At 34.8% G+C, this 14,166-nt stretch carries 8 protein-coding genes; 5 read left to right on the forward strand and 3 right to left on the reverse strand.

Features of this window, described 5'->3' with window-relative positions:
* Positions 1-26 precede the first annotated feature (26 nt).
* Genes IRZ99_RS15855 through IRZ99_RS15865 form a run of 3 tightly spaced genes read right to left on the reverse strand, consistent with a single transcriptional unit; the run spans position 27 to position 5,763 of the window.
* Positions 27-1,124 (reverse strand): SusE domain-containing protein, encoded by a 1,098-nt coding sequence (locus IRZ99_RS15855; protein WP_194658191.1) that lies wholly within the window; start codon positions 1,122-1,124, stop codon positions 27-29.
* Positions 1,125-1,144: 20 nt separating this feature from the next.
* Entirely contained in the window at positions 1,145-2,752 is a 1,608-nt protein-coding gene (locus IRZ99_RS15860) for a RagB/SusD family nutrient uptake outer membrane protein (protein ID WP_194658192.1), read from the reverse strand.
* A gap of 35 nt (positions 2,753-2,787) precedes the next feature.
* Positions 2,788-5,763, reverse strand: coding sequence for a TonB-dependent receptor (locus IRZ99_RS15865; protein ID WP_194658193.1), 2,976 nt, complete (start codon positions 5,761-5,763; stop codon positions 2,788-2,790).
* Between the two features lie 235 nt (positions 5,764-5,998).
* On the opposite strand from IRZ99_RS15865, the gene IRZ99_RS15870 reads away from it, so the two are divergent.
* The 5 genes from IRZ99_RS15870 to IRZ99_RS15890 all read left to right on the forward strand — a co-directional run bounded on the left by IRZ99_RS15870 (position 5,999) and on the right by IRZ99_RS15890 (position 14,055).
* Complete coding sequence (locus IRZ99_RS15870; RefSeq protein ID WP_194658194.1) at positions 5,999-7,030, forward strand: LacI family DNA-binding transcriptional regulator; 1,032 nt, start codon at positions 5,999-6,001, stop codon at positions 7,028-7,030.
* Positions 7,031-7,208: 178 nt separating this feature from the next.
* Positions 7,209-8,726: an MFS transporter gene (locus IRZ99_RS15875; protein WP_194658195.1), complete on the forward strand. Its 1,518-nt coding sequence runs from the start codon at positions 7,209-7,211 to the stop codon at positions 8,724-8,726.
* Complete coding sequence (pgmB, locus tag IRZ99_RS15880; RefSeq protein ID WP_194658196.1) at positions 8,719-9,372, forward strand: beta-phosphoglucomutase; 654 nt, start codon at positions 8,719-8,721, stop codon at positions 9,370-9,372. The genes IRZ99_RS15875 and pgmB overlap by 8 nt, the downstream gene beginning before the upstream one ends.
* 244 nt (positions 9,373-9,616) lie before the next feature.
* Positions 9,617-11,920, forward strand: a complete 2,304-nt coding sequence (locus tag IRZ99_RS15885) for a glycoside hydrolase family 65 protein (protein ID WP_194658197.1) — start codon at positions 9,617-9,619, stop codon at positions 11,918-11,920.
* Positions 11,921-11,940: 20 nt separating this feature from the next.
* Entirely contained in the window at positions 11,941-14,055 is a 2,115-nt protein-coding gene (locus IRZ99_RS15890) for a glycoside hydrolase family 97 protein (RefSeq protein WP_194658198.1), read from the forward strand.
* The last annotated feature ends 111 nt before the right edge of the window (positions 14,056-14,166 follow it).

A 14,166-nucleotide genomic window follows, 5' to 3' on the forward strand; every position in this document is an offset into this window, starting at 1 on the left:
AGCCCTTTTAAATATTTCAAAAAATATTACTCTTGATTTGGAATCATTAAATAACTTCCGTCTAAATCATTGAAATAAATTAGATATTTAGATTTAGCTACTGGTATATTATCACCAGTTCCGCCGCCTGAGAAAGCAGTATTACCACCCCATGAAACATCCCAGCTATCATTTGCTCTAAATTTAAGACCACCATCTTTCAAAGCAGTTACGCCAAGACTCCAAATGTGTCCGTTGAAAGTAGATTTGATCATTGGTGTAGAAGAATCCCAGCCACCAGGAGTGCTGTCTCCAATAATACCCACTGTTGCATATAATGTTGCACCAGAAGCATCATAAGGAGTAAGTTTGTAAGTTAATTTCTCAACATCCATAACAAATGTATAGTATCCATCTGCAGTTATTTCAATACTTGCAGGATCCGGATCAGATTCTGTTCCCCTGTACACTAAAGTTCCACCAGAACCACCATACATTGGAGCCCAGCTTCCTAAGTTTGAAATTGTTTTGAAATATCCTTTTTTAAAGAATCCAGTAAACTTATATTCGTTTGAATTTTTTGGATTTCTAAACAAGATTTGATTTCCTTTATTGTTATCCCATCCTGAAACAGTTGCATCTCCAACTAAATACCATTCTGTAAAGTTATAATCAACTCTACCTGTATACGGCGTTACACTTATTGTAATTAATGTTTTTCCTTCCTGAGGAATAGCACCTGCAACACTTGAAGTGATTTTTACATCAAATTGAGAAACAACATCTGTTGCTGCACCAAGATCAATTGCTGCCTGATTTAAATCTTTAGCAAGTATTGAAGCCTCAGTTACACCACTTGTTGTCGCTAGTGTTTTGGCAGATTTAAAATCTCCACCTTTTTTATCAATTAACAAAGTATATTTCACTACGACATCTGCTGAATATTCTGCAGGTGACCATGTAAATTTTGTAGCTACTTCTGATGGTTTATCAGCATCCAAAACAAATTGTGCTCCTGTTGCCGGTGCAGTAATTTCTGGCACTGAAACAGCTGAAACTATTGGCCTGTCATCTACAGCATCAGCATTACATGACACCGCCAATACACCAATAAATGCGATTAAAATTTTATATATATTTTTCATTTTACTGTTTTATAAAGGTGTTAGTATCCTGGATTTTGTTTCAAAGTTGGATTTGCCTGAATGATTCTTGAAGGAATAGGCATTAAATCTCTATAAGATTCTGTTGCAGTACCATTCATAGAACCACCTTTCCATTGCCAGATTTTAGATCCACCTGTGAATTTTCCAAAACGAATTAAATCAGTTCTTCTGTGGCATTCCCAGAACAATTCTCTTCCTCTTTCATTCAAAATAAAATCAAGAGTTAAATCTGTTGCGCTAATTTGTGTAGCATTTGCTCTGGTTCTGATTTTATTTATATAACCTACAGCAGTTGTAATATTCCCTGAAGACGCACCTCTCACAGTAGCCTCAGCGTACATTAAGTAAGCATCAGACAATCTAAACATAGGGAAATCAGTGTCCGGCATATCTGTTCTTTGACCTGGAGAACCATCAGATTTTGTATTGTTATACTTTGTAACTGCATAACCATCTGTAAAAGTTCCGATATTATTAATATCTAAAGACTGACCATCTGTATAAAACGTTCCTCTTTTATCTCCGGTAGCAGTTGCATCAGGAAAAAGAGCAACAAACTCTTTACGAGCTCTTGTCCCGAACCATCCACCATCCATACCTCTTGTAGAAGCATCCATAGTTCCTCCAATAGAAGCATGTATAATAAAACTCATTCCTCCACCAATAGCTCTAATAGCATTTCCATCACCTATAATAGGAAAAATAAATTCCGATTGCGCACCATTTTTGTCATTATCAGCACAGAACAAATAGTTGTAGGGAACATCTGCAAATGCGTATCCTGAACTTGTAATAATCTCATTACACAATACAGCTGCATCATTATTTCTGTCTGTACCTGTATAAACTTTAGAATTCAAATACATTTGAGCTAATAAAAATTTAGCTGCTGTTTTATCAATTCTTCCGTATTCGTTTGTTTTTGGAGCAGCAAGGCTACCATCTAAATCTTTCAATTCAGCTTCAAGAAAAGCAAAAACTTCAGCTCTTGTTTTTTGTTCCGGATAAAAGAAACCTACTGGATCGTTTTCTGTAGTAATCGGCACATTTCCGAACAAATCCATTAAGTTATAATACGAAAATGCTCTTAAGAAACGAGCTTCAGCTCTAAAAGTTGCAATTTCAGCTTTAAGATTAGTATCAACACCTCTTTCATTCAATTTTTCATCTGTTGTTTGTCTTAAAAATTCATTGGCAACACTAATTTCATAGAATGCTCTTGAAAATGTTCCCGCTAAAAATTCGTTTGCAGGTGACCATGTTTGAGTATTGATTGTTGGTAAAGTACCATCAGCCCAAGCAATAACCGCTTCATCAGTTGGCAATTCCTGAGTTACAAAAAGTAATCTCAAGTAGCTACTAAAATCTCCTCCAATTCCCGCAATATCAGCTTGCCCGTCTCCATCATTTCCTCCTACATACAAACCCGCATATAACTTTGCTAATACTTGTTTATATGATGTCGGATCTTTAAAAAATGATTCAGATAGAAACTCATCATCATCGCCCGGTGTCACGTTTAAATCGTCTGTACACGAAGTAAGCGTCATACTTAATCCCAAAATGAATAGGAAAAAGTAAGATATATATTTAAATGATATTTTCATTTTATTTGTTTTTAAAATTTGTTTTCAATATTCTATTAGAAACTTGCATTTACTCCAAACAAGAAAGTTCTGGCTCTTGGATAAACATTGTTATCGATTCCGTTGAATTTCTCTGGATCTAAACCGTCATATTTTGTAAGAACAAAAACATTTTGAACTCCAGCTGTGAATCTTAAAGAAGCCGCTTTAAGTAATGTCTTATCAAAAGTGTACCCTAGAGTTACATTGTCAAGTTTGATAAAAGAAGCATCTTTAATAAAATAGTTAGACAAATAACGTGATGTACCATTATCTTCAAAAGTGAAACCAGTATTAAGATAATCTGAGCTTACATTAGACAAATCTGTTTGTCTTCTTAAACCTGCATCTGAATAACCTAAATTAGAACTTACGTTATCAAAAATGTAATTTCCTAAACTTGCTCTCCAGTTCATTGTAAAATCAAACTTTTTGTAGTTTAAAGTAGAGAACAAACCGAATGTATAATCTGGTGTTGGTTTGTGAAATCTGTAACGATCTGCATCGTCTAATTTTCCATCACCGTTTCTGTCTACATATGCACCCGCAATTGGTTTCTTATTAGCATCATATAATTGCTCGTAAACTAAGAATGAGTTAGGTGCATACCCTACTGAGTTAACCTGAATTTTATTTCCTGCACCTCCTGCAATATTATCTCCCGAAAGGTAACCTTGGAAACCAGGAACAGTAATTCCTAAATCTGTAATTTTTTGATCAATATAAGTTGTATTAAAAGCAACATTCCAAGTTAAATTATCGTTTTTAACGATATCAGACTGAATATTAAACTCAATACCTTTAGTTCTTACACTACCAATGTTATAAGTACCTTGGTTTCTAATGTTTGCCCCGTCAGGAACTACTACATCAGCTAGTAAGTCACTTGATTTTTTATCAAAGTAGTTTACTGTACCTGTAATTCTGTCATTAAGGAAACCAAAATCGATACCAACGTTAGTTTCAGCTAATTCTTCCCATTTAATATTTTCGTTATATCCTTCTGGTCTTGCAGTAGAATATATCTGACCACCAAAAATATATTGTGTATTAATTGTTCCTAAAGTAACACGTCTTAAATAATCATACTGAGCAGGAATATCTTGTTGTCCTGTTGTACCGTATCCAAATCTTAATTTTAAACTTGACAAAGTCTCGTTACCTTTTAAAAACTCTTCTTCAGCAACATTCCATGCTAAAGCAACTCCTCCAAAATTACCCCATCTGTTATCTTCAGAGAAACGTGAAGTTCCGTCTCTTCTATAATTTACTGTCGCTAAATAGCGGCTATCATAATTCAACGTTAAACGTCCAAAGTAAGATTGTAAGTTAATATCCGGATCAGTAATAACATCCTCATTAGGATTTGGTTGTCTAGTTTCTCCCGATTGATATTTTTCTTTTTGGAATAACTGATAGTTATAACCTGCTGTTGCGTCAATTTTAATTTTACCAATATCTTTTGTATAATTAAAGTAGGCGTTTAGGTTTTTATTTTGCAACATATCTGTGTAGCTTGAGTAGTTTCCAACATTAGTCCAATTCCCTGAACTAAAAGCATTTGGCTGATACCCTAAGGCACTTTCAGTACTAACTTCTGTGTAACCACTACTATCGAATCTATCGATACCTGCCTCTACAACAGCTCTTAAATCTTCAAAGAAATGTAATTTATAGTCTAATCTAACATTTCCCCATTTTCTTGTTGAAGTTGCTCTTCTCTCGTCTTGATTTAATCTTGCTACTGGGTTTCTTGCTGGTAATAATGGTAAGTTTCCATTAGCTTCCAACCATTCAAAATATCCTCCATAACGAGAACCAGCGCTGTAAACTGATTGTGTTGGATCAAAACCAATAGCACTTCCAATTACTGCACCTTCATCCTGAAATTGATTTTTTCCAAAAGATAAATTCCCGCTAATATCAATTTTTAAATGATTGTCAAATAAAACCGGATTTAACGATAACGATGTCGTAGTTCTTTCAAAAGAAGTGTTTCTAAGGATTCCTGGATTATCAACATTTCCTACAGATAAACGTACCGGTAATTTATTAAATAAAGAACCACTAACAGATATGTTATTGTTTGTTGTTAATGCAGTATGGAAAATTTCATCCTGCCAGTTTGTATTTGCAGTCCCCATTAAAGCTTGTTGAGCCGCTGAACCTTTAGTATTTACTAATTCACGAAATTGATCAGCACTTAATACATCAACCTGATTTGCTACTGTGTTGATACCAACCTGAGAGCTAAAGTTAACTTTTACGCCACCTTTTGTACCTTTTTTAGTTGTAATTACAATTACACCATTTGCAGCTCTTGATCCATAAATCGCTGCTGCAGAAGCATCTTTTAAAACTGTAAATGACTCAATATCATTAGGATCAATTGTAGATAAGATACTTGTCGCTCCACTTGGAACACTATTACTTAAAGGCAATCCGTCCAAAACGATTAATGGCTCATTTGAAGCAGTCAATGATGATCCTCCACGAATTCTAATATCCGCTTTTGCTCCTGGTGCTCCGCCTCCTGTAACGTTAACACCTGCAATACGGCCACTAATTAAACTCTCTGGAGTTACATTAATACCTTTATTAAATTCTTTTGCAGAGATTTGTGATACAGAACCTGTTGCGTCTTTTTTCTTAACAGTTCCATAACCTACTTGCACCACAACTTCTTTAAGTTGATTCGTATCTTCTTCTAAAGAAACGTTTAGCGTTTTTTGTCCACTGTAATCAAGGGTTTGTGTTTTGTATCCAATAAATGAAACAACAATTTTGTTTCCGCTTTTAACATTTGACAGTTGGTAATTACCATCAAATCCTGTTGATGCACCGCTTGGAGCACCTTGTACATTTACATTTACTCCCGGTATTGGCTGACCCGTTGCTTTATCGACAACAGTCCCACTTAAAGTGTTTTGAGCTAACACAGTAAATGGCAACAATAGGAATAAAAATAACAACTTTTTGTAAATTGTTTTCATACTTTTTGTTTAAATTAGTTTGAGTTTGTGATTGTTAGTTAAGTTTTTAATTTTACTTCGAATTTCAAAATTAGGAATTAATTAACACGCTCAACAAGAGGGCATTTTAATTGGTTTACGAAAACGTGATAGTGTTGAAAACTTTCTATTTTTTGTAATCTTTTAAGTCAAAAAATGCTAAATCAGAAAATAAAAGATACCTTTATTATTAATTAGATTTTTTTCAATACTATATATGAAACGCAAAATCACTTTAAAACAGATTGCAAAGGAACTAGACGTATCTATTTCAACTGTCTCAAAATCACTTAGAAACAGCTTAGAAATAGGCGAAGAAACACGCTTAAAAGTCCAGGCTTTTGCAAAGTTTTACAACTACAAACCCAACAATATTGCCCTTAGTTTAAAAAACCGAAAAACCAAAAGTATTGGCATTATCATTCCGGAAATTGTACATTATTTTTTCTCGACTGTAATCAACGGAATTGAGCAGGTAGCCAACGAAAATGGTTATAGTGTTGTCATCTGTTTATCTGATGATTCTTTTGATAAAGAAGTCTTAAATATGGAGATGTTGGCCAACGGAAGCATCGACGGATTTATCATGTCTCTTTCTAAAGAAACCCAGTATAAAGGGGACTTCCACCACATTACCGAGGTTATAAATCAAGGAATGCCGGTTGTAATGTTCGATCGTGTAACCAATGATATTTTATGCGATAAAGTTATTATTGATGATAAAGCTGCTGCTTATGAAGCGGTTCAGAGCTTGATTGATAATGGCAGAAAAAAGATCGCTTTAGTTACCACTGTTGATTATGTAAGTGTTGGAAAATTAAGAACGGATGGTTACGAAAAAGCACTTTTAGACAACGGATTGTCTTTCAATGAAGATTTAATCATTAAAATTGAAGATGTAGATACTTGTGAAATAACGATTAGTCAGCTTTTGCATGATAGAGCCTTTGATGCTGTTTTTGCTGTAAATGAACTTTTTGCCGTAACCATTATCAAAACTGCCAATAAAATGGGGCTTAAAGTTCCTGAAGATTTGGCTGTCATTGCATTTACAGATGGAATTATCTCTAAATACTCCACACCAAGTATTACAACCGTAAGTCAGAGTGGTGAAAAAATGGGAAATAAAGCAGCTAAAATGCTAATTGAAAGATTAGAAGCCGAACACGATGATGACGATGAAGAAAACGAAAATTACACTACAGAAGTTATAGAAACGCACTTAATAAAAAGAGAATCTACTGACTAAAATTCTTAAAATCAACCTTTTCTAAAGCCATAAAGAGTATTTATGGCTTTTTTGTTAGCATATATCTAAAAATAATTTATACTTTTACGGCCGTCAAAGCTTTTACTTTTACTTCGAAAAAATAGTAAGTTTTGATAAGCAAAGCGCTTATCGTCTAATTAATTTTTTAATTACGATAATGGAAAAGCGTAAATTAAGTTTCTGGGAAATTTGGAACATGAGTTTCGGTTTCTTGGGAATACAATTTGGTTTTGCACTGCAAAACGCAAATACTTCAAGAATTTTTGAAACCCTTGGTGCTAAAATTGATGAAATTCCAATTTTATGGATTGCTGCTCCTGTTTCAGGTTTAATAATTCAGCCTGTAATTGGTTATTTCAGTGATAGAACCTGGACTCGTTTAGGCAGACGTCGCCCCTATTTTTTAATTGGAGCCATTTTATCATCTGTTGCTTTATTCATAATGCCCAACTCTCCAACTTTATGGATTGCTGCCGGTACTTTATGGATAATGGATGCGTCGATAAATGTTTCGATGGAACCTTTTCGTGCCTTTGTAGGTGACAATTTACCTGAAAAACAACGCACCTTAGGTTTTGCAATGCAGAGTTTCTTTATCGGAACTGGTGCTGTTGTAGGTTCTGTTTTGCCGTATCTTTTTACAAATGTCTTTGGAGTAAGCAATACTGCACCTGAAGGAATTATCCCCGATTCGGTTAAATGGTCTTTCTACATTGGAGGTATCGTATTTTTACTTTCGGTTTTATGGACTGTTTTTAAAACAACTGAATATACACCGGAAGAACTTCATGCATTCGAACTTCAAAGCAAAAAAGACAGAGAAGAAATTATTAATCCCGAAACAGAATCTAAAAGCAATATCAAAAGACAATTGTTTTTGGGAGTATTATTAGCATCAATTGGATCTTTAGTTTCCTTTTTAATTTTCGAAAACAGTTTAGCAAAAGAACTCTATATTCTCTTTGTTGGTTTAGTTTTTATGGGCATTTTATTTATGATAGCTTCTCAATTAAGAAGCTCTAAGGTAAATAATGGTTTCACCATAATCATGACTGATTTATTGAATATGCCTGCCACAATGAAAAAATTGGCCTGGGTTCAGTTCTTCTCCTGGTTTGCCCTTTTTTCTATGTGGATTTACACTACGCAAGCCGTTACACAACACATTTTTGGAACGACAGATACAACTTCAAAAGTTTACAATGATGCTGCTGACTGGGTTTCGGTTCTGTTTACTGTTTATAACGGAATCGCTGCTGCCGTAGCTTTCTTATTACCAATTATTGCTAAAAAAGTAGGCGTTAGAGCAACCCATTTACTAGCATTATGTGCTGGAGGTGTTGGTTTAATTTCTATTTATTTTATTGGTGACAAGCAAATGCTTATCCTTCCAATGTTAGGCGTTGGTATTGCATGGGCAAGTATTTTATCTATGCCATACGCCATGTTATCTGGTGCTTTGCCAGCAGCTAAAATGGGTTATTACATGGGTGTTTTTAACTTTTTCGTAGTAATACCACAAATTGTAGCTGCAACAATCTTAGGATTTGTAATCAAACAATTCTTTCATAATGAACCTATTTACGCTCTAATCATTGGTGGTGTATCCATGATATTCGCCGGATTGCTTACACTGAGAGTAAATAACAGAACTAAAATTGAAATTCATGAATAGAAAAGCATTCATATTCGATCTTGATGGCGTGATCGTTGATACCGCCAAATACCATTTTTTAGCCTGGCAAAAAATAGCTCAGTCTTTAAATATAAATTTTACGCTTGAAGACAACGAACTGCTTAAAGGCGTGAGCCGTGTACGTTCGTTAGATATTATACTTGGATTAGGAAATGTTAAGGCTTCGCAGGAAGACAAAGACAAATGGCTGATTCAAAAAAATGAAGATTACTTATCTTATTTAGTTGACATGGACGAAAGCGAGATTCTTCCAGGAGTTTTTACAATTCTGAAACTATTAAAAGATAAAAACCAAGGAATTGCGTTGGGTTCTGCGAGTAAAAATGCCCGACCAATCCTTGAAAAAACTGGAATCCTTTCGTATTTCGATGTTATTGTTGACGGAAACGACGTTACCAATGCCAAACCAGATCCGGAAGTTTTCTTAAAAGCGGCTCAATTATTAAATATTGATCCAAAAAATGCAATTGTATTTGAAGATTCTGTTGCCGGAATTCAGGCAGCAAACATAGGAGAAATGGTAAGTGTTGGAATTGGTGAGGAAACAATTTTACATGAAGCTGATTATATTTTTAAAGATTTTACCCAAATAAACACCACGTTTATTGAGAAACTAATTAATTAGAAAATGTGCGAATTAGATAATTAGATAATTTTCCGAACGTGAATTTTCTAATTATCTAATTGACGAATTATCTAATTGGTTTGAAAATATAAATCAACTAATTAAAAAAGTAAAATAGTACAAACGAGCAATTAATCAGATAAATCGAAAAAGAGAGCCAAAGAGGTAATTATCTAATTATCTAATTGACACATTTTCTAATTGTAGAATTATCTAATTGCCCAATTATCTAATTAAAGAAAAAATGAATCAAGATTATATAAAACCAGACAATTGGTCCATCATAGAAGAAGGATTTGATGTAGAAAGAGTAAAATCGTCTGAAAGTCTTTTTAGTATTGGGAACGGTGCTATGGGGCAACGTGCCAATTTTGAAGAAACATACTCTGGCGAAACTTTTCAGGGAAGTTATATCGCCGGAATTTATTATCCAGACAAAACAAAAGTGGGCTGGTGGAAAAACGGTTATCCTAAGTATTTTGCAAAAGTTCTTAACGCTCCAAACTGGATTGGAATTGACATAGAAATCAACGAAGAAAATCTTGATTTAAATGCTTGCACCGAAGTTAGAAACTTTCGCAGGGAATTGAATATGAGAGAAGGATGGTACAATCGTTCTTTTGAAGCTGTTCTTAAAAACGGAACTGAAATCGCTGTAAACGTTCGTCGTTTTCTTTCATTAGATTTAGACGAATCCGGAATCATTAAATACGACATCACACCTTTAAACAAAGATGCAAAAATCGTTTACAAACCTTATATCGACGCCGGAGTTACCAATGAAGATGCCAATTGGGATGAAAAATTCTGGGAACCTCTTGAAGTAAAAAAAGGTGCAAACGAAGCTTTTGTAACAGCTCAGACTTTTAAAACGCATTTTAAAGTCACGACTTTCATGCACAATACGATTTTTGCAAATGGAGAAAACGTAAACATTTCGCCTTCAACAATCGATTCAACTACAGATAAAGTTCAGTTTACTTACGGAACTATTATTGCTAAAGGGCAAACTTCATCCATTCAGAAAATTGGTGGATATACGGTCTCTTTAAATCACGAAAACACTTTGGCTGCAGCCGAAAAAACAATAAAAGCTGCCGTTAATTTAGGATATGAAGCTTTACTTCAAAATCAAATTGATGCCTGGGCAAAAATATGGGAAATGTCAGATATTACAATTGATGGCGACGTAAAAGCACAACAGGGAATTCGTTTCAACATCTTCCAATTAAATCAAACCTATTTAGGAAAAGATTCTCGTTTGAATATTGGACCAAAAGGTTTTACCGGAGAAAAATACGGTGGATCTACTTATTGGGATACTGAAGCTTATTGTATTCCATTTTACATGGCGACAAAAGATCAGCAGGTTGCTCGTAACTTATTGACGTACCGTTTCAATCAATTGGATAAAGCGATTGAAAATGCAAAAGACAATTTAGGTTTCAAAAACGGTGCAGCGCTGTATCCAATGGTTACCATGAATGGAGAAGAATGCCACAACGAATGGGAAATCACACACGAAGAAATTCACAGAAATGGTGCGATTGCTTTTGCGATTTATAACTATTACCGTTTTACCGGAGATTACTCTTATATCCCTGAAAAAGGTTTAGAAGTATTAATCGGAATTGCACGTTTTTGGCATCAGAGAGCTTCTTTTTCTAAAGAAAAGAATCAATATGTGATCTTGGGCGTTACGGGTCCAAATGAATATGAGAATAACATCAACAATAATTTCTATACCAATTATATTGCAAAATGGTGTATCGATTATGCAGCTGAACAAATTAATAAAGTAGCTTTAGAATATCCAGCGGATCACAAACGTGTTCTTGAAAAAGTGAAGTTATCTGCTAATGAAATTCAGGAATGGAAAAAAGTAGCTGACGATATGTACTTCCCTATTTCAAAAGAACTGGGTATTTATTTACAGCAAGACGGCTTCTTAGACAAAGATTTAGTTCCGGTAAAAGACTTAGATCGTTCACAAAGACCAATCAATCAAAAGTGGTCATGGGATCGTGTTTTACGTTCTCCTTATATTAAACAAGCCGATGTTTTACAATGTTTCTACTTCTTCGAAGATCATTTTTCTAAAGAAGAATTAGAACGCAATTTTGATTTTTATGAGTCTTTTACGGTTCATGAAAGTTCACTTTCGCCTTGTGTTCACTCGATTCAGGCTGCACATTTAGATAAAATGGATATGGCATACACTTTCTATTTAAGAACTTCTCGTCTGGATTTAGATGATTATAATAAAGAAGTAGAAGAAGGCTGTCACATTACATCAATGGCCGGAACATGGATGAGCATTGTAGAAGGTTTTGGAGGAATGCGTGTTAAAAATGACCAGCTTCATTTTTCTCCGAAAATTCCAAAAGAATGGAAAGGCTATTCGTTTAAAATTAATTTCAGAAATCAAATTTTGAAAGTAGCTGTAAATCACAACGAAACAACTTTTACCGTAGACGGAGACCAGGATTTAACTATTGTAGTTAACGGGAAACCTGAAATTGCAGGTAAATTTGCACAAATAAATTAATACTCTTAAAATCAAAAAACATGAAAAACTTATTTTTCGCAAGTTTAATCTTGTTTGCATTTAGCTCGATTGCAAATGCACAACAATTAAAATCACCCGAAGGAAAGTTCGTAATGGAATTTTCGCTTCAAAATGACGGAACACCAACTTACAGCTTAAAATACAAAAACAAAGAGGTAGTAAAAACAAGTAAACTAGGTCTTGAACTTAAAGATGACAAAAAATCTTTATTGAATGACTTTACTGTTGTGGATACAAAAACAACCACTTTTGACGAAACCTGGAAACCGGTTTGGGGGGAAGTGGACAACATTAGAAATCACTATAATGAATTGGCTGTTACTTTAAATCAAAAAGGAACGGACAGACAAATCGTTATTCGTTTTCGTTTGTTTAATGACGGCCTTGGATTTAGATATGAATTCCCAGCTCAAAAGAATCTTACATATTTTGTAATTAAAGAAGAGAGAACACAATTTGCAATGGCGGGCGACCACACGGCATTTTGGATTCCGGGGGATTATGATACACAGGAATACGATTATACAAAATCGAAATTATCTGAAATTAGAGGTTTATCTCAAAAAGCATACACAGCAAACGTTTCTCAAAAGAACTTTTCTCCAACAGGAGTTCAGACTTCTTTGATGTTAAAAACAAATGACGGAATTTACATCAACCTGCACGAAGCGGCTTTGATCAACTATTCTTGTATGCATTTGAATTTAGATGACAAAAACATGATTTTTGAATCTTGGTTAACTCCAGATGCAAAAGGAGATAAAGGGTATATGCAGGCACCGAGCCACTCTCCTTGGAGAACAATTATGGTGAGCGATGACGCAAGAGAAATCTTAGCTTCAAAAATGACTTATAACTTAAACGATCCATCAAAAATTGATAATACTTCCTGGATTAAACCTGTAAAATACATTGGTGTTTGGTGGGAAATGATTACAGGAAAAAGCTCTTGGTCGTACACAAACGATTTTCCAACAGTTCAATTAGGTGTTTCTGATTTCTCAAAAGCAAAACCAAGCGGAACACACGGAGCGAACAATGCTAACGTAAAAAAATACATTGATTTCGCTGCTGCAAATGGTTTCGACGCTGTTTTGGTTGAAGGATGGAATGAAGGTTGGGAAGACTGGTTTGGACATTCAAAAGATTATGTTTTTGATTTCGTAACGCCTTACCCGGATTTTGATGTAAAAGGTTTGCACGAATACGCAAAATCTAAAGGAATCAAAATTATCATGCACCATGAAACTTCAGGTTCAGTTCGTAATTACGAGCGTCATATGGACAAAGCGTACCAATTCATGAAAGACAACGGATATGATGCTGTAAAAAGCGGATACGTTGGAGACATTTTGCCTCGCGGTGAAAACCATTACGATCAATGGATTGTAAACCATTATCAATACGCAATCGAAAAAGCAGCTGATTATAAAATTATGGTGAATGCTCACGAAGCGGTTCGCCCAACAGGAATTGCAAGAACGTACCCGAACTTAATTGGAAACGAAGCCGCAAGAGGAACAGAATATCAGGCTTTTGGAGGTTCTAAACCAAATCACGTTACCGTTTTACCATTTACAAGATTAATTGGAGGTCCAATGGATTACACTCCTGGAATCTTCGAAATGGATATCAGCAAAATGAATCCTGACAACAAATCGCATGTAAACAGCACAATCTGTAATCAGTTGGCTTTATATGTTACAATGTACAGCCCATTGCAAATGGCTGCTGATACTCCAGAGAACTACAACCGTTTTCCAGATGCATTCCAATTTATTAAAGATGTGGCTGTTGACTGGTCTGAAAGCAAATATATTGAAGCTGAACCAGGTGATTTTATTACAGTTGCCCGTAAAGCAAAAGGAACTAACAACTGGTTTGTTGGAAACGTAAACGGAGAAACTTCCCGTACTTCAAACATCGATTTCAGTTTCCTTGAAAAAGGCAAAAAATACACCGCAACAATCTATGCTGATGCAAAAGATGCGCATTACAAAACAAATCCGCAAGCTTATACGATCAAGAAAATTGCTGTAACAAATAAATCAAAATTATCTCAGTTATCTGCTCCGGGCGGAGGTTATGCGATCAGCATTATTGAAACTAAATAATTTTAATTAACCATATGAGAAATGTAAGTCCATTTAAATAGAAATCTCCCCAGCTTTTATCTTAAATGTTCTTACATTTTCTTGTATAGTTTAAATTCCAGCTTCCTACAA

The sequence above is a fragment of the Flavobacterium sp. LC2016-12 genome, assembly GCF_015351595.1.
Classification (GTDB): domain Bacteria; phylum Bacteroidota; class Bacteroidia; order Flavobacteriales; family Flavobacteriaceae; genus Flavobacterium.